Genomic DNA, 19,744 nt, shown 5'->3' with positions numbered 1-19,744 from the left:
CGCTTGCACGTCCCTCCCTAACATTTTCGACTATCGCGAGGCGGCGCCGCTGCGGGCTATGACGGTTTCATGGCACATCAGAACCATGGGAGCAGGGCATGACGGTGGCGGCGGAGCAGAAGAGCTTTTTCCATCCCGACGTGCTGACCAGCCCCTTCGCCTTCTATCAGGAGCATCTGCCGACCGAGCCAGTCTATCACGACAAGGCGACCGGCCTGTATCTGGTGCTGAGCCACAGGCTGGTCAGCGAGGCGACGTCGCGGACGGATGAATTCTCCAACAATTTCCAGGCAGTGCTCTCGGGCGCGCGGTCCGAAGATCCGGAGGTCAAGGCGATCCTGGACGAAGGCTGGCCGCAGGTCGACACGCTGCTGACCGCCGACCCGCCGGTGCACACGCGGTTTCGCAAGCTCGTCAATCTGGCCTTTTCCGCGCCGCGCGTGAACAAGCTCGAGGCGCATATCCGCGAGATCGCACGCGATCTGATCGAAAGGATGCTGACGCAGGACGATATCGAGTTCATCCGCGATTTCGCCATGCCGCTGCCGATCCGGATGATCTCCGAACAGCTCGGTCTCACGCACGAGCCGCCGGAAACGATCAAGCGCTGGACCGATGCCTTTGTCGATCGGCTGGGCGGCATGGTGCCCAGGGAGCGCGAGCTGCAATGCGCGCGCGAGGTGGTCGAGTTCCAGCATGCGATCAAGGCACAGATGGACCTGCGCCGCGCGAACCCGACCGACGACCTTCTCTCCGACCTTGTCCATGCCGAGATCGACGGCGAGCGCCCGCTCGACGATGGCGAACTGCTGTCGATCGTGCAGCAGCTGCTGGTCGCGGGCAACGAAACGACCACCGCGACGCTGGCGGAGGGCATCATCCTGCTCGCGCGCAATCCGTCGGAACTCGCCAAGGCTAAGGCGGACCCGAAGATCATCCCCAACATGATCGAGGAGATGCTGCGCCTCGCCAGCGCCTCGTCCGGCATCTGGCGAGTGATGAAGGCAGACGCCGAGCTGGGTGGGGTGACCCTGCCCAAGGGCGCGATGGTAATGATGCGCTATGCGGCCGCCAATCGCGACCCCGAACGCTATGAAGAGCCCGACCGGTTTCTCGTCGACCGGGCCAATGCCCGCACCCATCTCGCCTTCGGGCGCGGCATCCATATGTGCGTCGGCAACATGCTGAGCCGAAAGGAAATGACCGTCGCGTTCGAGGAGCTGCTGCCGCGCATTTCGGGCATCACGCTGACCGACGAAGCCTCAATCGCCTATCCCCCCAACATGATGCTGCGCGGACCCGTTTGCGTGCCGGTGCGTTTCGAGCGTTGCCCATGAATTTCGATTATGACGAAAGCCAGCTGCTCTACCGCGCCTCTGTCGAGCGGTTTCTGGAAGGGCGCGACATTGCCGCGCGCAAGGCACAGCGCGCCGCGCCGGGCGGCATCGACCGCGCGCGCTGGCAGGCCTTGGCCGAGCTGGGCCTGACCGCGATGGCGCTCGGCCAGGACAAGGGCGGGCTTGGCAGCAGCCTGCTCGATCTGGTCGCGGTGGGCGAAAGCTTCGGCCTGCGCATCTCGTCGGACAACTGGCTGGAAAATGCGGTGCTGCCGATGCTGCTGGCAGGGTCGGGACTGGTGGAGCATCATCCTTTGATCCACGCACTGGCCTCAGGCGAGGCGATTGCCGCGCTGGCGCTGTTCGAGCCCGGGGGGCGGCATGTCACGACTCCGCGCGTCACGACCGCAAAACAGACCGCCAACGGCTTCGTGCTGCAAGGCGAAAAGAGTTTCTCGCTTGGCGGCATGGCTGCGGACTGGCTGCTGGTCAGCGCTGCGACGGATAGCGGCCCGGCGCTGTTTCTCGTCGCCGCCAATGCATCAGGACTGCACCGGCGAGGCTATCGCGTGATCGACGGCAATATGGCGGCAGAAATCCGGCTGCTCGGCTGCGAAGTCGCCACCGATGCCCGATTGGCGCTCGATTGGGATGTGGTCGAAGCCGCGCTCGGCACCGCACGGCTGGTCGCAGCAGCAGAGATGGCGGGGCTGGCGCGGCGGCTGTTCGACGATACGCTCGCCTATGTCCGCCAGCGCGAGCAGTTCGGCCAGCCGATCGGGCGGTTTCAGGCGATCCAGCACCGGATGGTCGATGCCTATGCGCTGGTCGATCAAGCGAAAAGCGCGCTGATCGCTGCGGTCACTTCGGGCGAAGCGAACGAGATCGCGGGCATGAAGGCGGTGGTCGCGGAGGCCGCGCTCGCCATAGGACGCGAGGCGGTGCAGCTGCACGGCGGCATGGGCACCACCGACGAACTGGAAATCGGCCATGCGCACAAGCGCGTCCTGCTGCTGTCGCAATGGCTGGGCGATCCGGCGAGCGGGCTCGATGCCTATGCGCAGGCAGCGATCAGGGCAGCAGCATGAGCATGCCGCTTCCCGTTGCTGAGGGCCTGTGGACTGACGAAGCCGAACCGCGCCTCATCGGTGGCCGCCATATGCAAACGGGAGAGATCGTCTTCCCGATGCCCGAGGGCGATGCTGCGCAGCATTACGCGCCGCTACCCCTCTCTCCTACCGGTACGCTGTGGTCGTGGACCAGCCAGGATTTCCGCCCGAAATCGCCGCCTTATACCGGACCGGAGGAATTCGTGCCCTTTCTGCTCGGCTATGTCGAGTTGCCCGGCGAGGTGATCGTCGAGACGCACATCGAGGGGGCGGTCCTGAGCGACCTCAAGCTCGGCATGGCGATGGAGCTGGTGCTGATCGAGTTCGCACCAGGCCGGACCACGTTCGCGTTCAGGCCTTCCGCATGATCCAGCCCACCACCTCCCGTTTGTCCCGAGCGAAGTCGAGGGACGTGTGCGCAGAGGGTTGCGCATGCGTCCCTCGACGTCGCTCGGGAACGCGGAAAAGCTCGAGAGCCCTCTTTCCATGACCCAAGTCCACATAATCGGCGCAGGCATTCACCCGTTCGGGCGCACCGAGGGGCGGTCGGGCCGCGATCAGGGCGTGTTTGCGGTGCACCAGGCACTGGCCGATGCGGGGCTGGCATGGACCGATATCGAATGCGCCTATGGCGGATCGGAAGCCGCGGGCAATGCCGATATCATGGTCAACGAACTGGGGCTGACCGGCCTTCCCTTCATCAACGTGTCGAACGGATGCGCGACCGGCGGCAGCGCGCTCGCCTCGGCGCGCAACGCAGTCGCCTCTGGCCAGTGCGACATCGCCATGGCGGTCGGTTTCGACAAGCATCCGCGCGGTGCCTTCAACGCCCAGCCCGGCGACTGGGGCCTGCCCGAATGGTATGGCGAGACCGGCATGATGCTGACCACGCAATTCTTCGCGCTCAAGATCCAGCGCTACATGCAGCTGCATGGCATCAGCCGCGCGACGCTCGGCAAGGTCGCGGAAAAGGCGTTTCGCAACGGCACGCTGTGCGATCATGCCTGGCGGCGCTCGCCGGTCGATCTCGACACTATATTGAACGCCCCGATGGTCAACGACCCGCTGACCAAATACATGTTCTGCTCGCCCGCCGAGGGGGCGGTCGCGCTGATCATCGCCTCGGAGAAAAAGGCGCGCGAACTGGGCGCGGACGGGGTGAAGATTTCCAGCATCGCGGTGCGCACCCGTCCGCCCGGATCGTTCGAGGTGTTCGCGCCCGCAATCAGCGTCGAGCGCGGCGGCAAGCCGACCGAGCTGGCGAGCCAGGCGGCGTACGAAGCCGCCGGCATCGGCCCCGAGGATATCGATGTCGCGCAATTGCAGGACACCGAATCGGGCGCGGAAATCATGCACATGGCCGAAAACGGCTTCTGCCAGGATGGCGAGCAGGAGCAATGGCTGGCCGAAGGGCGCACCGAGCTGCACGGAGAGCTACCGGTCAATACCGATGGCGGCTGTCTGGCCTGTGGCGAGCCGATCGGGGCGTCCGGGCTGCGGCAGGTCTATGAAAATGTGGTACAGTTGCGCGGACGTGGCGGCGCACGACAGGTGCCGGGAAACCCGAAGACCGCGTACAGCCATGTCTATGGCGCGCCGGGCCTCTCGGCTGTCGCGATACTGGAGCGTTAAAATATGGCAATGATGCAGGGCAAGGTCGCGCTGATTTCGGGCGGGGCGGAGGGCATTGGCGGGGCGACCGGGCGGCGCATCGTCGAGGAAGGCGGCTGTGTCGTGCTGGGCGATGTGCAGTTCGACAAGGCCAAGGCGCTGGCATCGGAACTGGGCGAACGCGCGATGGCGGTCTCGCTCGACGTGCGCGATCTCGGCCAATGGCAGGCCGCGGTGCAGGCGGCGCAGGCGACCTTCGGCAAGCTCACCCACCTGGTCAATGTCGCCGGGATTTCCGAGCCGGGATCGGTGGTCGATGTCGATCTGGACAGCTGGAGCCGAACCATCGATATCAACCTCAATGGCACGTTCAACGGCTGCCGCGTCGCCATCCCCGCCATGGCTGCAGCGAAAGAGCCGGGCGCGATCGTCAATATCGGGTCGATGCTCGCGCTGCGGGTGGGCTCGGGCTTTGCCGCCTATTGCGCGTCCAAGGCGGCGGTCACCGCGCTCACCAAGACCATCGCGCTCGACTGCGCCGAAAAGGGCCTGCCCATTCGCGCCAATACCGTGCACCCCGGCGCGATCCGCACGCCGATGTTCGAACGCTATCTGGAAGCGTTGCCGGGGACGGCGGACGAGGTCGAGGCCATGTTCGCCGCAAACCATCCGATGGGCCGCGTCGGCGAGGCGCACGAGGTGGTCAACGCGATCGTCTTCCTGCTCTCCGACCAGGCGAGCTTCACCACCGGAGTCGATTTCACCGTCGATGGCGGCGGCCATTTCCGCAGCTAAGGGAGCGCAGCATGGCAGAACGGATCGATGCGCATTTCGTAGCGGCGGGCAAATATCACGATATCGACTTTGCCCGGCTGGAGGTGCTCAAGCTGCTCGCCGAGCATGACTTCATCCGCACCACCGTCGCGCATGATTATCATGGCGTGGGCGAGCGCTTGCCCGCCTGCCGGTTTCTGGTGACCTATACCTGCGACCTGATGCCCAGCGAGGCCGAAGCCCAGGCGATAGCCACGTTCCTTGAAGCCGGCGGGCGCTGGCTGGCACTGCATGGCACCAATTCGATCCTGCGCTTCACCGATGCCGGGGTGGACAGCCCCGAAGAGCGGCCCGACGTGATGCAGATGCTGGGCACCCAGTTCAAGGCGCACCCGCCCATCGGGGCACCGTTCACGGTCGAGATCGTCGATGCAGGGCACGACGTGACGCGCGGCATCCAGGATTTCGAAGTGGTCGACGAGCTCTACCTGATGAAGCAGATGAGCGACATCCGCACCCTCGCGCAGACCCGGTTCGAGGGCGAGGCCACCGGCTTTGTCGATGAGCACTGGCCCGAAACCGTGGTTCCCGTCATCTACACCCGCGCCATCGGTCAGGGCGGCATATTGTACAATACGCTCGGCCATTGCCGCGGGCATTATGACCTGCCGGGCATGCAGGATTTCTATCCGCATCCGGAAAAATGCGCGTGGAACTACCCTGTTTATTACGAACTGTTGCGCCGCGGCATCGCCTGGGCGACCGGAAATGGCGGAATCTGACCAATGGACATGGACTTTACCCCCGACGAGCTTGCGTTTCAGGCCGAGGTGCGCAGCTTCCTGAAAGCGCATCTGAGCGACCGGCTGATCGAGGGGGCGAAACGCACCCCCGGCGTGTTCGTCGAGCCCGATATCGGCCTCGAATGGCAGCGGATCCTGCACGACAAGGGCTGGCTCGCCATCCACTGGCCGGTGGAGGATGGCGGTACCGGCTGGACCCCGGTGCAACGCTATATATTCGAAAAGGAATGCGCGCTGGCGGGCGCTCCGGCGCTCGCGGTGCTGGGGCTGAAGCTGGTCGGCCCGGTGATCTGCCGGTTCGGCACGCCCGAACAGAAGGAGCGCTTCCTGCCGCGCATCCTCTCGGCCGAGGATTACTGGTGCCAGGGCTATTCCGAGCCCGGCTCGGGATCGGACCTCGCCAGTCTCAAGACCCGCGCGGTGCTGGAGGGCGATACGTACCGCATCAACGGTTCCAAGATCTGGACCACGCACGCGCATTACGCCAACTGGATGTTCTGTCTCGTCCGCACCGATCCCGACGTTTCCGCGCAGCGCGGCATCACCTTTCTCCTCGTGCCGATGGACCAGCCGGGCGTCACCGTCACCCCCATCGTCACCATGGCGGGCGATCATGAGGTCAACCAGGTGTTCCTCGACGATGCGAAAAGCCATGTCGGCAACCGCATCGGCGAGGAAGGCCAGGGCTGGACGATCGCCAAGTTCCTGCTCGAGAACGAGCGCGGCGGATCCTGCTTCGCGCCCAAGCTGATCGCCGATATCGATCAGCTCGCGCTCACCGCAGCCAAGGTTCCCAGCGGCACCAACGGCGCGCTCATCCACGATACCGAGATTTCGCGCAAGCTTGCCTCGTTGCGACTGCGCGCGCGCGCGTTCGAGATCAGCGAACTGCGCATCCTGGCGGAGATCGCCAAGGGCCGCCCGCCCGGCCCGCAGACCTCGCTGGTCAAGCTGTTCTCCGCGAACCTCAGGCAGGAGCTCGACACGCTGGCAATGGACATCCACGGGCTCGCCGGGCTGCAGCTGCCCGCAGAACGCCCGCTTTACGGCAACGAGGCGCCCGAGCCGGTGGGCAGCATCGAGGCGCAGATGGCCGCCGGCCGCTATCTCAACTCGCGCGCCTGGACGATTTTCGGCGGGTCGGACGAGGTGCAGAAGAACATCATTGCCAAGACCGTGCTGGGGTTGTGACACCTGAATTCCTCCCCGGTGCGGGGAGGGGGACCACGAAGTGGTGGAGGGGAAGCGAGGTGACACTGCCTTTGGGGCTTTCCTTATGGTCGCTACCCCTCCACCATTTGCGTTGCGAATGGTTCCCCTCCCCCGAGGGGGAGGATTTGTAAAAGCAAAAAGAGCAAGGAGAGCCCTGAATGGACATTGCGCAGATCATGTACCGGCCCGGCCTGATGCAAGGCGAACGCATCCTTGTTACCGGGGGCGGCACGGGGCTCGGCAAGGTAATGGCCGAGGCCTTCCTCTATCTTGGCGCTGAAGTGCATATCTGTGGACGCCGCGGCGCGGTGCTCGAGGCGACGGCGGACGAGCTGATGACCCGGCATGGCGGCACCGTGGGCGCGCATGTCTGCGACATTCGCGACGCGGCGTCGATCGATGCCATGGTGGCCGCGATCTGGGCGCAACACGGACCACTCACCGGTCTGGTCAACAACGCTGCGGGCAATTTCATCAGCCGCACCGAGGATATCAGCATCAACGGCTTCAACGCGATTTCGGACATCGTGTTTCGCGGCACCTTCTACATCACCCACAATGTCGGCAAGCGCATGATCGCAGAGGGGATTCGCGGCAATTTTCTCGCGATCCTGACCACCTGGGTGTGGAATGGCGGGCCGTTCACCGTGCCCTCGGCCATGTCCAAGGCGGGGATCAACGTGATGACCCAGAGCCTCGCGACCGAATGGGGCCGCCATGGCCTGCGCTTCAACGCGATCGCGCCGGGCACTTTCCCCACCAAGGGCATGACCGAGCGTCTTTCCCCCGGCAATGCCCAAGGCTTGCAGGGCCAGAATGCCGATCGCGGCAACCCGATGGGACGGGTAGGCGAGATGCACGAGCTGGCCAACCTGGCGGTGCTGCTGATGGGGCGCGGCGCGGACTATATCAACGGCCAGACCATCGCCATCGACGGCGCGGGCTATCAGGCCAATTCGGGCAATTTCTACCAGAGCCTGTCGCGCATGGACGACCAGCAATGGGCGGACATGGCGGCGATGATCCGCGGGGCCAATGCGAAGGACAAGGCGGCGCGGACGACCGGGTGAGACAGGGGATCGCCCGGCACCAAAAACCCATCACCGGGCTCAAGCATTCCGTAGCGTTACCCTGGGAGCTGGCGTAAGCTGCCGATCAGGAGAGACGGATCGAATCAAGGGGAAGACCATGATCGAGACAGATGCCACCATCAGGCAGGCCAAGTTCAGCGAGAATGCCGAGGGCCGCAACAGCCCGTTCAACACCCTGGCGCAGCGGGTCACCATCCGCCGGGTCGAGGACATTCGCGATGCTGCGCTGGCCCTGCACGAAATGGCGCAGACGCGCGGGTTCAGGGTCGCTGCCTGCGACGACATCTCTTCCAAGGAGCCGATGGTCGATGCCGATGGCGCGATCATCAACGGCGAGATCTTCGGCTGGATGGCCGATGGCGAACGCTGGTGGGAGGACAGTCGGCTGGCGCTGAACTCGCCACTGCCGCGCGCCTGCCGCTATGAGAGCGAGCCCTTCTGGTGCAACGAGACCGGCATGTTCGGGCGCTGGCGCAACGAATATCTCGAGGACATGGACCTTACCGATTTCCGCAAGCGATCGCTGGTGCACGCCGCGATCGTGGTGCCGGTCCACCTGCCGTTCGGTCAGATTTCGGCGGTCAGCTTCACGCCGATGGACAAGTCGCTCACCGATCTGTCCGAACTGTTCGAAAAGCATGCCGATCTGATGGCATCGATGACCCGCCGTTTCATTGCGGGCTATGTGATGGTGATGCGCACCAAGCGGCGGATGCCGTCGGACTGCATGCTGTCGAAACGCGAAGTCGAATGCCTGCGCTGGGCGGCGATCGGCAAGACCGACAAGGAGATCAGCATGATCCTCGACCGCAGCCACGCGACCATCCGCTATCACATCCACCGCGCGGGCGAGAAGCTCGACGCGGTCAACCGCAGCCAGACCATCTTCAAGGCCGGGCAATTGGGGTATCTGGGCGCGAGTGATTGATGGAACAGCTCTCTCCCCATCAGGGGAGAGACGCGAGACTTGGTGGCTCGCCACCTAGTCGCAGCAGAGAGGGGCTGTGCGCACCGCCCCCTCTCAACTTTGCCTAGCCAGCAAGCTGGCAAGGCTGCGTATCTCTCCCCTGAAGGGGAGAGAGCTATTGGCTAGCCCATCACCCTTACCGGCTCCGTGCCATCCCAGCCTTGCGCCGCCTGCGCGATCACCGCGAAGAACCCCTCGTTGCCACTCGCCGGGTGCAATATCTCGACAATCGCGCCCGCATTGGGCCGGGTTTCGGCCGGACCGCAATCGGCATAGATCACCGCGCCGTCCGCACCGACCTTGGCTTCGACCAGCACCAGGCCGCCACCCGATTCGACCGCCGCGCGCGCGGCCGCAATGTCGTCGGTGAGCAGGCAGACATGGTGCATCGTCTGCCCGCCCGGCCAATAGTCACCGCGATAGATCGAGGGCGCATCATTGTCCTGGCGGATCAGTTCGATCTGCACATCGCCCCATTGCGCCAGCGCGATGGTGAAGGTGCAATCGGATGGCTGCCCCAGAAACCGCGCATCCTCCAGCTGAATCCGCTCCATCACGAAGAATGGCCCCACCCCCATGGCTTCGGTCCAATGCCTGAGCGCCGCATCGAAATCATCCGGCACGAAGGCGATCTGCATCGGCTTGCCGATCGCGGCGATCGTGGCGTTGCGCATGGCGGCACTCCCTCCCCTCACTAAACCAATAGTGTCCTTGGCCTTCCCTCTTCTGGCATGGTGACTGCAATTGCCATTGTCCAATTTGGGAGGCCCGAACATGGCCGAGCGCGATCCTTCCGACAGCCTGACCCCGGACTGGGCGGCGTCGCGCAAGCTGCGCGCGCGCGAGATTCGCCGCAAGATCGTCGCGAACGTGGCGAACAGGACCACCGACATGGCCGATGGCCCGCTGCCTCTGCACAAATCGGTCTATACGGGCGAGGCGCGGTTCGAGGCCGAACGCGAGCATCTGTTCCTGGCGCAACCGCTCGTGGCGGGGCTTTCGGGCGATATTCCCGATCCCGGCGACTATCTGGTGTTCGATGCCGCAGGGCCTTCGATCCTGGTCATTCGCGGCAAGGATGGCGTGGTCCGCGCCTTCCGCAACCTGTGCACCCACCGCGGCGCGAAGCTGGTCGAGCAGGCCGAGCCGTTCACCGGCAAGGCGAGCCGCATTTCCTGCCCGTTCCACGCCTGGACCTTCGACAATCTGGGCAGGCTGGTCGGGCAGCCGGGCAAGCCGGGCTTTGCGGATTGCGCGATCGGCGCGCGCGACCTGCTCGAACTGTCGTGCAGCGAATATCTGGGCCTGATTTTCGTGCGCGCATCCGAAGGCGAGCCGATCGATGCGGCGGCGCATCTGGGCGAATTTGCCGACCAGCTTGCGCTGATCGAACTCACCCGTGCGGTGCCTGTGAAAAAGGGCCTATTGACCGCCGATTCGAACTGGAAATTCGCGCTCGACACCTATGGCGAGGGCTATCATTTCGCCGCGCTGCACAGCTCCACCATCGGTCAGACGCATTATAACGACATCTCGGTGCTCGAACGCTTCGGCCGCCATCACCGCATCAGCTTTCCCGACAAGACCATCGGCGATCTGGTCGGCAAGGACGAGGCCGAGTGGCCCGATACCGAATATGGCGGGGTCCATTATCTCTTCCCCAACACGGTGATCTTCTTCGGCGCGGTGACGCCCGGCGTCTATTTCACGCAAGTCTTCCGCCTGTTTCCCGATGGCGTCGGCAAGACGCGCTGCCAGTTCGCGGTCTATGCGCCTTTCGGCATCATCGACGACGAGTATCGCGGCGTCTGCGAGATGGCGTACGATGCCACGGCAACCGTCGTGCAGACCGAGGATTATCGCGTCGCCAGCCACGGCTATGCGAACCTCTTGACCGCGCCGGCGGATTTCCATGTCGTGCTGGGCGCGAATGAGAGCGCGCCGCAAGCGGTGCACCAGCACATAGCCGAGGCGATCGGAATGCCTTTGTAGCACCCATGGTTTGTCCCATCACCATCTCCGTTTGTCCCGAGCGAAGTCGAGGGACGTGATCGGAAACGGTGGTGCAAGGTCCCTCGACACGCTCGGGACAAACGGATGGGGGCTGAAAACGAGAAGAGATTGAGGAGAGCAAAATGGACAATGCGAGCCGGACCTATCCTGCCGACCGCTGCCCCGCGATCACCGTCGACGAGATTCTCGATCTCGACAGCCGCGAGGTGCCGCCCGAGGTGCGCGGCGACAGCTGGCGCGATCTGGGCACCGAGCCGGTCACCGCGGAGCGCTATACCAGCGCCGCGTTCTTCGAGGCAGAAAAGAAGCACATGTGGCCGAACGTATGGCAGATGGCCGCGCGCGAGGACGAGCTGCTGCAACCCGGCGATTATGTCGTTTATAACAATGTCGGACGCTCGTACCTGATCGTGCGGCAGGATGACGGGTCGGTGAAGGCCTTTCACAATGTCTGCCTGCACCGCGGCCGCAAGCTGCGCACCGAAAGCGGATCGGCGGACGATTTCACCTGCCCGTTCCACGGCTTTGCCTGGAAGACCGATGGCGGCCTCAAGCACATTCCGTGCGAATGGGATTTCCAGCATCTGAAAGAGCGCGACATGAGCCTGCCCGAGCTGCGGGTCGAACGCTGGCAGGGCTTCATCTTTGTTACCGAAAGCGCCGCGCAGGTGAGCTTGCGCGACTATATGGGCGCGGAGGTCTATGACCGGTTCGCCCGCTGGCGGCTCGACGAATGCTATACCGCCTTGTGGGTCGGCAAGGTCATCAACGCCAACTGGAAGGCGGTGTCCGAGGCGTTCATGGAGGCCTGGCACTCGATCGTCACGCACCCGCAGATCCTGCCCTATACCGGCGATGCCAACACGCGCTACTCGATGTGGGGAGATCATGCCAATCTGGCGCTGACCCCGTTCGGGCTGCCCAGCCCGCATCTGGCGGCGGATAACCTCAGCGAAGACGATATCATCGCCGCGTTCAGCCGCACCTCGGGCCGCTCGGCCTCGCTCGAAGGGCGCAAGCTGAGCGAAGGCGAGACCGCGCGCAAGGCGATGGCCGAGATCAACCGCGCCAATTTCCTTGATGCCCTGGGCTATGACAGTGCGGGCATTTCGGATAGCGAAATGCTCGACGCATTCACCTACAATATCTTCCCGAACCTCTCGCCCTGGGGCGGGTTCGTGCCCAATATCGTCTATCGCTGGCGTCCCTGGCCCGACCAGAATGCCACGCTGATGGAAGTGCGCCTGCTCGGCCGCAAGCCCAAGGACGGCACAATGCCCGAAGCGGCGGAAATGCGCTTCCTGACGCCCGACGAGCCTTGGGCCACCGTCACCGAATGGGGCGCGCTGGGCGAGGTGTTCGACCAGGACATGGAGAACCTGCCCTATGTGCAGGAGGGGCTGATCGCGTCTGCCAACAACCGGGTCGAGCTCGGCCGCTATCAGGAGGGGCGGATCCGGCAGTTCCACCAGACTATGGACAAGTATCTGGCGGGGCAATTGCCTTGAAAATGGCGGCACTGCTCCGAGACCCCAAACGCCCCACCTCCGTTTGTCCCGAGCGAAGTCGAGGGACGTATTCGGATAGGGTTGTGAAAGGTCCCTCGACACGCTCGGGACAAACGGAGGTTTGAATGGCGTTCCAAGGCCCAACCGAAGACCAAATCGCGATCCGCGCGCTGATCGACAGCTATGGCGACGCGGTGTTCCGCCGCGATGCGCAGGCCTGGGGTGCGACCTGGGCCGAGGATGCGGTGTGGAACCTGATGGGCACCGAAGTGCGCGGACGCGAGGCGATCGTCGGTCTTTGGACCCAGGCGATGGCGGGATTCCCGTTCGTCGCCTTCTTCGCACAGATCGGGCAGCTCGGCATCCAGGGCGATCATGCGACAGGCCGGGTCTATACCCACGAATATCTCGAACTGGCCGACGGATCGGTCAGCCGTCCGATCGGCCAGTATCTTGATGTCTATACCCGCACCGCCGACGGCTGGCGCTTTGCCGAACGGCATTTTCAGGTTCTCAAGGAGACACAGGCGAAATGAGTATCGTGATTGCAGGCGAAGTCGATTTTCCTCCCGAGAACCGCGACGCCGCGCTGGCCGGCGCCAAGTCCCTGATCGACATGGCCTTGGCCGAGCCGGGATGCCGCCATTATGCCTGGAGCGCCGACCCGCACGATCCGGGCCGGGTGCATGTGTTCGAGGAATGGGACAGCGCCGACGAGCTGCAGGCGCATCTCAAGGGCGAGGCCTATCGCGGGATGCTGGGGCATCTCTCGCAATACACCATCCTCAATGCCGATACGCGCAAATACCGGTTCGACCTCAGGGAGCCGGTCTATGGCCCCGATGGCATCGCCACCGCGCGCTTCCTGAGCGAGACCGCAGCATGACCGACCTGACGGCAAAGACCGCGATCGTCATCGGTGCCGCTGGCGATCATAACATGGGCCAGGTGATCGCACGGGCGCTCAGCGACGCTGGCGCGCACCTCATCGTCTCGGGCCGCAAGAGCGAGCCGCTCGAAGCACTGGCGAGCGAGATCGGCGGTGAGGCGGTGACGTGCGACCTGACCTCCCGCGCCGATGTCGATGCGCTGTTCGATGGCGTCGCAGCCCGCCATGGCAAGGTCGATATCGCGATCAACGCCACCGGCTGGGGGCTGATGAAGCCCTGGGCCGATGTCACCGACGAGGATTTAGCCCAGATGGTCGCGCTGCAGTTTACCGGAGTGCACCATATGCTGAACGCCTGCCTGCGCACGATGACGGGCGGCGGATCGGTGATTCAGATCAGTTCGGCGACCACGCAATGCCTGATCCATGACCATGCCGCCTATATCGGTACCAAGGCTGGATCGGAGGCGCTGATCCGCTGCTTTGCCAATCAGTACGGTCCGCTGGGCATCTGCGCCAATGTGGTCTCGCCCGGCCTCACCGCGACACCGATGGCCGCAGCCGCCGTGGCGACGCCGGGGCTCGAGGCAGCGTTCGCGAAGGAATATCCGCTGGGCCGAATCGGCACCGCGGACGATATCGCGCACACCGTGCTATGGCTGTGCGACGATCGTACCTTTGTCACGGGCCAGAATATTCAGGCCAATGGCGGGCTGACGCTGAGGCGCAATCCGCGGCCCGAGGAAATCGCGGCATCGGTGGGCGCGGCCATGGCCGCACAGGCGGGATAATGGCGGTTTTGCACCCAAAGCGCGCATCTGCTGGCACATTGCATTCGTAACGTTATAGTGCCGCACAATCTGCCCGCGCATTCGGGTCGCAACCAGGGGCCTTAAACCTAGTGAAAAAAGCTGCAGTTATCGGGTCCGGCTTCGGTGGGCTGGCGCTCGCCATCCGCCTGCAATCCGCCGGAATCGCCACCACCGTCATCGAGAGCCGCGACAAGCCCGGTGGCCGTGCCTATTTCTGGGAGAAGGACGGCTTCACCTTCGACGCCGGTCCGACCGTCATCACCGACCCGCCGTGTCTCGAAGAACTCTGGGCGCTGACTGGCCACCATATCAGTGAGGATGTCGACCTCGTGCCGGTCATGCCCTTCTACCGGCTGAACTGGCCCGACGGCACCAATTTCGACTATTCGAACGACGAGGCCAGCCTTCGCGCGGAGATCGCCAAGCTGAACCCGGAAGATATCGCGGGCTATGACCGGTTTCTTGAATACAGCGCCGGCGTGCACGACGAGGGCTATCTCAAGCTTGGCCACAAGGCGTTTCTCGACTTTGCCAGCATGATCAAGGCCGCGCCCGCCCTGATGAAATATCAGGCCTGGCGCTCGGTCTATTCGATCGTTTCCTCGTTCGTGAAGAACGAGAAGCTGCGCGAGGCACTGAGCTTCCACACGCTGCTGGTCGGCGGCAATCCGATGAAGACCAGCTCGATCTACGCGCTGATCCACAAGCTGGAAAAGGACGGCGGCGTCTGGTTTGCCAAAGGCGGCACCAACAAGCTGATCGCAGGCATGGTGAAGCATTTCGAACGGATCGGCGGGACCCTGCGCCTCAATGATCCGGTGACCGAGATCGAGACCATGGGCGACAAGGTCACCGGCGTGGTGACCAAGAGCGGCTGGCGCGAAAGCTTCGATGCGGTCGCCAGCAATGCCGATATCATGCACAGCTATCGCGACCTGCTCGGCAAGTCGGGTCGCGGCAAGCGCGCGGCAGCGAGCCTGAAGCGCAAGAAATTCTCGCCCTCATTGTTCGTCGCGCATTTCGGCATCAAGGGCGACTGGCCCGGCATTCCGCACCACATGATCCTGTTCGGCCCGCGCTACAAGGGACTGCTCGACGACATCTACGATCATGGCGTGCTCGCCAAGGACTTCTCGCTCTATCTGCACCATCCGACCGTCACCGATCCCTCGATGGCGCCGCCGGGGCACAGCACCTTCTATGTGCTCTCGCCTGTGCCGCACCAAGGCAAGCTGCCGATCGACTGGAAGGAAATGGGCCCGATCTACGAGAAGCGCATTCTCGACGAGATCGGCCACCGGCTGATCCCTGACATTCACGAGCGGATCGTCACCAGCTTCCACTATACGCCGCAGGATTTCAGCACCGATCTGAACGCGCATCTGGGCAGCGCGTTCAGCCTCGAGCCGCTGCTGACGCAGAGCGCGTTCTTCCGCACCCACAACCGCGACGATGCCATCCCGAACCTGTATTTCGTGGGCGCTGGCACGCATCCGGGTGCAGGCATTCCCGGCGTGGTCGGCAGCGCGAAGGCGACGGCGACGCTGATGCTCGAGGATATGCTGTGAGCTCATGAATCCTCCCCGAGCTCGTCTCGGGGAGGGGGACCGCCGACCACAGGTCGGTGGTGAAGGGGAAGCGGTGTTGCGCTTCCCCTGATTTTCGGCACTATCCCGCTACCCCCCCACCACCCGCTGCGCAGGCGGTCCCCCTTCCCCATCATGCTGGGGGAGGATTTGAGTAGCAGGAGCCCATCATGCACACCGGATCATGCCTGTGCGGCGCCATCAGCTTCACCGTCTCCGCCCCGCTCAAGGGGCCAGATGCGTGCCATTGTTCGCAATGCCGCAAGCAGTCGGGCCACTACTGGGCCTCGACCGATGTGCAGCGCAGCGACCTTGCCATCACCGGCGAGGAGCATGTGCGCTGGTACCAGTCCAGCCCAAGGGTGCGGCGCGGCTTTTGCAGCACCTGCGGAAGCTTCCTGTTCTGGGACCCGCCGCACAGGGAATCGATGGCGGTGGCCATGGGTGCATTCGACCAGCCCACCGACACGCATCTGCACGTCCATATCTTCACTGCGCACAAGGGCGATTATTACGATATCGCCGACGGCCTGCCGCAGGAATGAGCGCTTCGCTCAAATGCTCCCCGAGCTTGCCGGGGCAGGATTTCGTGTCAGCGAGACTTGCCCCGTCCCGCATTTCCGGCGATGGACCGGGCGATCATCACCATCAGGAATCATCATGACCGCCCCCTTCAAGCGCCTGGCCATCTATTGCGGCTCTGCCACCCCTGCCGACCCCGTCTATATCGAGACCGCCCGCATGGTCGGCGCGACTCTGGCCAACCGGGGAATAGGCGTGGTTTATGGCGGCGGGCGGCTGGGCCTCATGGGTGCGGTAGCCGATGCTGCGCTGGAAGCCGGTGGCGAGGTCATCGGGATCATCCCCGAGGGCCTGGTCAGAGCTGAAGTTGCGCATCACGGCTGCAGCGAGCTGCATGTCGTCCCCGGCATGCACGCCCGCAAGCAGCTGTTCACCGATCTGGCCGATGGCTTTGTCGTGCTCCCGGGCGGGGTCGGCACGATGGACGAACTGTGGGAGGCGGTCAGCTGGTCGCAGCTCGGCTATCACACCGATCCGGTCGGGCTGTTCAACGTGAATGGTTTCTACGACCAGCTCATCGCCTTCAACCGGCACATGATCGATATCGGCTTCATCCGTCCGCAGCATGCGAACATCCTCATCGTCGACGACGCGCTCGACGGCTTGCTTGACAAGATGGCGTCCTATCAGCCGCATCAGTCGATCTTCTCGATGACGGCGGATGATCTGTAATGAGCCTCCTGCGATGATCCGTTTTCCGGCGAAAGCCGGAAGCCAGGGCGAGATTGCGCCTGCACGCTCTGGACTCCGGCTTTCGCCGGAGAACGAGCGCCGACGGAAGGGCGGCTGAATGGATAGGACCGCCCTGGTCGCCCATGCGCGCGATTCGATCGCGCGCGGCTCGAAATCCTTCGCGCTCGCCTCGAAGCTGTTCGATCCTGTGACCCGCGAGCGCGCCTGGCTGCTCTATGCCTGGTGCCGCAAGTGCGATGACCTCGCCGACGGACAGGATATGGGCCATGGCATGAGCGCGGTCGCCGATGCGAAGCAGCGCGTCGCCTATATCCGCGCACAGACCGATGCCGCGCTCGCCGGTGCGCCGACCGACGACCCCGCCTTTGCCGCGCTGGCTGTGGTGGCGAGCGAATGCCGCCTGCCCCGCGCGATCATCTTCGACGTGATCGAGGGGTTTGCGCTCGACGCCGATGACTGGCGTCCGCGCAGCGAGCACGACCTCTACCAATATTGCTATCATGTCGCAGGCGCCGTGGGGCTGCTGATGGCGATCGTGATGGGGGTGGCCCCGCAGGATGAGGAAACACTCGACCGCGCCTGCGATCTCGGCCTCGCCTTTCAACTCGCCAATATCGCGCGCGACCTTTCCGAGGACGATTCGGTGGGGCGCTGTTACCTGCCGGTGGAGTGGCTGTCGGAAATGGATATCCCGCCCGGCCAGCACATGAAGCCCTGGCTGCGAAGCCAGCTTGTGCCGCTGGCCAGAAGACTCGCCGATCGGTCGGAAGCGCATGAAGCCTCTGCCCGGGTCGGCGCGGCCCGGCTGCCCTTTCGTGCGCGCTGGGCCGTGCTGGCGGCGGCGGGCATCTATGGCGACATTGCGCGCGAGGTGCGCGCGCGCGGATCAGGCGCCTGGGACCACAGGGTAGTGACCAGCCGCCGTCAGAAGATCGGCTGGGTGGCGAAGAGCCTGGCTCAGGCCCTGCAGAGCCCGGCACCTGTCAGTCGCGAAGGTCTGTGGACCCGCCCCCGGGCCGCGCAGCGGTAATCAGCCCGCCCGCGCCGCGCGCAAGCGTTCCGCCATGGGATAGATTTCGGCATGTTCATGATCGATGCGGTCGGCCAGCGCCTTGAACACCCTGGCGGATTCGATCCTGAAGCCCTCGGGGTCGGTCAGCAGCGCATCGGCGCGCTTCCAGCGATCGACGAAGTCGAGAAAGGCATCGGCCAGTCCGCCCGCTTCCTGCCAGAAGCGCTCGGCCATTTCGGCAATCCGGGGGTCGGCTGCATTGCGCAGCGCGGGGTAGAGAATCTCGTCCTCCAGCGCCAGGTGGATGCGCAATATGCCGGTCAGCCTCGCCAGCATCAGCGTGATTTCCACCGCCGAGGGGCGGTCCGCGATATGCCTTGATCGCGCTTCGATATCCTCGACAATGGCAAGACATGCCTCGTGCTGCGCCTGCATTTGACCAATGCGCCAGTTCATGACGGTGCGTCCTCCCCCGTGCCGACGAGCTTTCGGCACGCCCTGCGGGACTAAACCAGTTTAGTTAATGCGCGCCTAATCAGACGGCGCAGGCAGAAATGCACATCGATTTCAGTTCGGCGCTTGCCAGAAAAACTGGTTGCATATAGAAACCCAATATGCGCTTCGTCACCGCTCGCCCTCATGGGCTCCTCACCCTGTCGCTGATTGCTGGCTGTTCGCTGGCCCTGACCGCCTGTTCGGGCGGAAGCGATGCCGCGCAGCCCGTTTCTGCGGACAAGGTCTATCCGGTGACGATCGCGGTCGTGCAGCCTGCATCGACCTCCGCGCTGATCACCGCAGCAGGCACCGTCCGATACCGGTACGAGACGCCGCTGGGTTTCACCACCGCAGGCAAGATTGCCAGCATCCGCTTTCAGGAAGGTAACCGGGTCACGCCCGGCGCACTGATCGCCGCGCTGGATGCGACGCAGGTCAGCGCAGGCCTGGAAAGCGCCCGTGCCGAACAGCAGCGCGCCCAGGCAGAGCTTGGCCGCTTCCAGCAGCTGTTCGAAAAGGGCTGGGTGACCAAGGCCCAGCTTGAGCGCGCCGAGGCAACCGCACGCGCTGCCGCAGCGCAGGTGAGCACCGCCGGGTTTGCCAGCGGCACGTCGCGCATCCTCGCGCCTTCCGGCGGGGTCATTCTGGCGCGCACCGCAGAGCCGGGCCAGGTGGTCGCGGCAGGCACGCAGGTCGTGGTGCTGGGCGAGAGCAGCGGCGGCATGGTGCTGCGTGCGCCAATGATCGACGGCGATATCGCGCGGCTTTCCCCCGGCATGCCCGTAACGGTCCGCATCTCCGCGCTGCCCGAAGGCGAGATCGAGGCTGTGGTCAGCGAGATCGATGCGCGAGCCAATCCTGCATCCGGTGCGTTCGAGGTGACGATCGCCCTGCCCGCCAATCCCGCACTCCGGTCCGGCCAGATCGGCACGGCGCAATTCCGGGTTGCCGCCGCGCCCGATGCTGCGGGGCTCGCGGTTCCCGCGAGCGCGGTGTTCAACGTCCGGGCGGACGAAGGATTTGTCTATCTGCTCGATCCGAAAGCGAACCGGGTCCGCACACGTGCCGTCCAGATCGGACGGGTGGATGACAAGGAACTCGTGATCACCGGCGGGCTGAAGCCCGGGGACCGCATCGTCTCGTCCGGCCTGGTGCTGCTGACCGATGGTGCAAAAGTGAAGCCGCAGGCCTCGAGCCAGCCGAGCCGCACACGTGCCGCCGCTGCCCCTGTTGACGTCCGCTAGCGCGCG

General features: G+C 64.4%; 21 protein-coding genes. 19 read left to right on the top strand and 2 right to left on the bottom strand.

The genetic code is table 11. From position 1 onward, the window contains the following. Positions 1-98 precede the first annotated feature (98 nt). The 9 genes from C7451_RS04480 to C7451_RS04440 all read left to right on the top strand — a co-directional run bounded on the left by C7451_RS04480 (position 99) and on the right by C7451_RS04440 (position 8,865). A complete protein-coding gene (locus C7451_RS04480; protein WP_110297778.1) occupies positions 99-1,337 on the top strand; it encodes a cytochrome P450 in 1,239 nt (412 codons plus the stop codon). Beyond that, complete coding sequence (locus C7451_RS04475; RefSeq protein WP_110297777.1) at positions 1,334-2,425, top strand: acyl-CoA dehydrogenase family protein; 1,092 nt, start codon at positions 1,334-1,336, stop codon at positions 2,423-2,425. Before C7451_RS04480 ends, C7451_RS04475 begins: the two co-directional genes overlap by 4 nt. Continuing rightward, positions 2,422-2,814: a Zn-ribbon domain-containing OB-fold protein gene (locus C7451_RS04470; protein WP_110297776.1), complete on the top strand. Its 393-nt coding sequence runs from the start codon at positions 2,422-2,424 to the stop codon at positions 2,812-2,814. Before C7451_RS04475 ends, C7451_RS04470 begins: the two co-directional genes overlap by 4 nt. Before the next feature lie 118 nt (positions 2,815-2,932). Continuing rightward, complete coding sequence (locus tag C7451_RS04465; protein WP_110297775.1) at positions 2,933-4,078, top strand: thiolase family protein; 1,146 nt, start codon at positions 2,933-2,935, stop codon at positions 4,076-4,078. Positions 4,079-4,081: 3 nt separating this feature from the next. Next, a complete protein-coding gene (locus C7451_RS04460) occupies positions 4,082-4,852 on the top strand; it encodes an SDR family NAD(P)-dependent oxidoreductase (RefSeq protein ID WP_110297774.1) in 771 nt (256 codons plus the stop codon). Between the two features lie 11 nt (positions 4,853-4,863). Beyond that, positions 4,864-5,613, top strand: a complete 750-nt coding sequence (locus C7451_RS04455; protein ID WP_110297773.1) for a ThuA domain-containing protein — start codon at positions 4,864-4,866, stop codon at positions 5,611-5,613. A 3-nt stretch (positions 5,614-5,616) separates the two neighbouring features. Next, the gene (locus C7451_RS04450; RefSeq protein WP_110297772.1) at positions 5,617-6,825 is read left to right on the top strand and encodes an acyl-CoA dehydrogenase family protein; all 1,209 of its coding nucleotides are present in this window, start codon (positions 5,617-5,619) and stop codon (positions 6,823-6,825) included. A gap of 179 nt (positions 6,826-7,004) precedes the next feature. After that, positions 7,005-7,916, top strand: coding sequence for an SDR family oxidoreductase (locus C7451_RS04445; RefSeq protein ID WP_110297771.1), 912 nt, complete (start codon positions 7,005-7,007; stop codon positions 7,914-7,916). Positions 7,917-8,034: 118 nt separating this feature from the next. Next, entirely contained in the window at positions 8,035-8,865 is an 831-nt protein-coding gene (locus tag C7451_RS04440; RefSeq protein ID WP_244181589.1) for a helix-turn-helix transcriptional regulator, read from the top strand. 161 nt (positions 8,866-9,026) lie between these two features. Here C7451_RS04440 and C7451_RS04435 read toward each other — a convergent pair whose 3' ends face one another. Beyond that, entirely contained in the window at positions 9,027-9,578 is a 552-nt protein-coding gene (locus tag C7451_RS04435) for a VOC family protein (protein ID WP_110297770.1), read from the bottom strand. A 100-nt stretch (positions 9,579-9,678) separates the two neighbouring features. On the opposite strand from C7451_RS04435, the gene C7451_RS04430 reads away from it, so the two are divergent. The 9 genes from C7451_RS04430 (at position 9,679) to C7451_RS04390 (ending at position 18,017) form a co-directional block, all read left to right on the top strand. Further along, on the top strand, positions 9,679-10,896 hold the full coding sequence (locus C7451_RS04430; RefSeq protein WP_110297769.1) for an aromatic ring-hydroxylating oxygenase subunit alpha: 1,218 nt from the start codon (positions 9,679-9,681) through the stop codon (positions 10,894-10,896). Between the two features lie 143 nt (positions 10,897-11,039). Continuing rightward, a complete protein-coding gene (locus C7451_RS04425) occupies positions 11,040-12,425 on the top strand; it encodes an aromatic ring-hydroxylating oxygenase subunit alpha (RefSeq protein ID WP_110297768.1) in 1,386 nt (461 codons plus the stop codon). Between the two features lie 125 nt (positions 12,426-12,550). Beyond that, positions 12,551-12,961, top strand: coding sequence for a YybH family protein (locus C7451_RS04420; protein ID WP_110297767.1), 411 nt, complete (start codon positions 12,551-12,553; stop codon positions 12,959-12,961). Beyond that, positions 12,958-13,311, top strand: coding sequence for a putative quinol monooxygenase (locus C7451_RS04415; protein ID WP_110297766.1), 354 nt, complete (start codon positions 12,958-12,960; stop codon positions 13,309-13,311). Before C7451_RS04420 ends, C7451_RS04415 begins: the two co-directional genes overlap by 4 nt. After that, complete coding sequence (locus C7451_RS04410) at positions 13,308-14,105, top strand: SDR family NAD(P)-dependent oxidoreductase (RefSeq protein WP_110297765.1); 798 nt, start codon at positions 13,308-13,310, stop codon at positions 14,103-14,105. The genes C7451_RS04415 and C7451_RS04410 overlap by 4 nt, the downstream gene beginning before the upstream one ends. 110 nt (positions 14,106-14,215) lie before the next feature. After that, positions 14,216-15,694, top strand: coding sequence for a phytoene desaturase (locus C7451_RS04405; RefSeq protein WP_110297764.1), 1,479 nt, complete (start codon positions 14,216-14,218; stop codon positions 15,692-15,694). A 188-nt stretch (positions 15,695-15,882) separates the two neighbouring features. Then, positions 15,883-16,257: a GFA family protein gene (locus C7451_RS04400; protein ID WP_110297763.1), complete on the top strand. Its 375-nt coding sequence runs from the start codon at positions 15,883-15,885 to the stop codon at positions 16,255-16,257. A 115-nt stretch (positions 16,258-16,372) separates the two neighbouring features. After that, positions 16,373-16,966: an LOG family protein gene (locus C7451_RS04395; protein ID WP_110297762.1), complete on the top strand. Its 594-nt coding sequence runs from the start codon at positions 16,373-16,375 to the stop codon at positions 16,964-16,966. A gap of 118 nt (positions 16,967-17,084) precedes the next feature. Then, a complete protein-coding gene (locus tag C7451_RS04390; RefSeq protein WP_110297761.1) occupies positions 17,085-18,017 on the top strand; it encodes a phytoene/squalene synthase family protein in 933 nt (310 codons plus the stop codon). On the opposite strand, the gene C7451_RS04385 is transcribed toward C7451_RS04390, so the two are convergent. Then, the gene (locus C7451_RS04385) at positions 18,018-18,455 is read right to left on the bottom strand and encodes a hemerythrin domain-containing protein (RefSeq protein ID WP_110297760.1); all 438 of its coding nucleotides are present in this window, start codon (positions 18,453-18,455) and stop codon (positions 18,018-18,020) included. It abuts the gene before it with no gap. A gap of 158 nt (positions 18,456-18,613) precedes the next feature. On the opposite strand from C7451_RS04385, the gene C7451_RS04380 reads away from it, so the two are divergent. Continuing rightward, positions 18,614-19,738: an efflux RND transporter periplasmic adaptor subunit gene (locus C7451_RS04380; protein WP_110297759.1), complete on the top strand. Its 1,125-nt coding sequence runs from the start codon at positions 18,614-18,616 to the stop codon at positions 19,736-19,738. Positions 19,739-19,744: the final 6 nt, after the last annotated feature.

Source organism: Blastomonas natatoria (assembly GCF_003201955.1).
Taxonomy (GTDB): domain Bacteria; phylum Pseudomonadota; class Alphaproteobacteria; order Sphingomonadales; family Sphingomonadaceae; genus Blastomonas; species Blastomonas natatoria.
Note: the sequence above shows the minus strand (reverse complement) of the source record. Positions and strands in the feature narration are given on the sequence as shown.

Excerpts from the sequence above, each read along its gene's own strand:
- C7451_RS04480 (WP_110297778.1), top strand. The coding sequence starts at position 99 with ATGACGGTGGCGGCGGAGCAGAAGAGCTTTTTCCATCCCGACGTGCTG.
- C7451_RS04475 (WP_110297777.1), top strand. The coding sequence starts at position 1,334 with ATGAATTTCGATTATGACGAAAGCCAGCTGCTCTACCGCGCCTCTGTC.
- C7451_RS04470 (WP_110297776.1), top strand. The coding sequence starts at position 2,422 with ATGAGCATGCCGCTTCCCGTTGCTGAGGGCCTGTGGACTGACGAAGCC.
- C7451_RS04465 (WP_110297775.1), top strand. The coding sequence starts at position 2,933 with ATGACCCAAGTCCACATAATCGGCGCAGGCATTCACCCGTTCGGGCGC.
- C7451_RS04460 (WP_110297774.1), top strand. The coding sequence starts at position 4,082 with ATGGCAATGATGCAGGGCAAGGTCGCGCTGATTTCGGGCGGGGCGGAG.
- C7451_RS04455 (WP_110297773.1), top strand. The coding sequence starts at position 4,864 with ATGGCAGAACGGATCGATGCGCATTTCGTAGCGGCGGGCAAATATCAC.
- C7451_RS04450 (WP_110297772.1), top strand. The coding sequence starts at position 5,617 with ATGGACATGGACTTTACCCCCGACGAGCTTGCGTTTCAGGCCGAGGTG.
- C7451_RS04445 (WP_110297771.1), top strand. The coding sequence starts at position 7,005 with ATGGACATTGCGCAGATCATGTACCGGCCCGGCCTGATGCAAGGCGAA.
- C7451_RS04440 (WP_244181589.1), top strand. The coding sequence starts at position 8,035 with ATGATCGAGACAGATGCCACCATCAGGCAGGCCAAGTTCAGCGAGAAT.
- C7451_RS04435 (WP_110297770.1), bottom strand. The coding sequence starts at position 9,578 with ATGCGCAACGCCACGATCGCCGCGATCGGCAAGCCGATGCAGATCGCC.
- C7451_RS04430 (WP_110297769.1), top strand. The coding sequence starts at position 9,679 with ATGGCCGAGCGCGATCCTTCCGACAGCCTGACCCCGGACTGGGCGGCG.
- C7451_RS04425 (WP_110297768.1), top strand. The coding sequence starts at position 11,040 with ATGGACAATGCGAGCCGGACCTATCCTGCCGACCGCTGCCCCGCGATC.
- C7451_RS04420 (WP_110297767.1), top strand. The coding sequence starts at position 12,551 with ATGGCGTTCCAAGGCCCAACCGAAGACCAAATCGCGATCCGCGCGCTG.
- C7451_RS04415 (WP_110297766.1), top strand. The coding sequence starts at position 12,958 with ATGAGTATCGTGATTGCAGGCGAAGTCGATTTTCCTCCCGAGAACCGC.
- C7451_RS04410 (WP_110297765.1), top strand. The coding sequence starts at position 13,308 with ATGACCGACCTGACGGCAAAGACCGCGATCGTCATCGGTGCCGCTGGC.
- C7451_RS04400 (WP_110297763.1), top strand. The coding sequence starts at position 15,883 with ATGCACACCGGATCATGCCTGTGCGGCGCCATCAGCTTCACCGTCTCC.
- C7451_RS04395 (WP_110297762.1), top strand. The coding sequence starts at position 16,373 with ATGACCGCCCCCTTCAAGCGCCTGGCCATCTATTGCGGCTCTGCCACC.
- C7451_RS04390 (WP_110297761.1), top strand. The coding sequence starts at position 17,085 with ATGGATAGGACCGCCCTGGTCGCCCATGCGCGCGATTCGATCGCGCGC.
- C7451_RS04385 (WP_110297760.1), bottom strand. The coding sequence starts at position 18,455 with ATGAACTGGCGCATTGGTCAAATGCAGGCGCAGCACGAGGCATGTCTT.
- C7451_RS04380 (WP_110297759.1), top strand. The coding sequence starts at position 18,614 with ATGCGCTTCGTCACCGCTCGCCCTCATGGGCTCCTCACCCTGTCGCTG.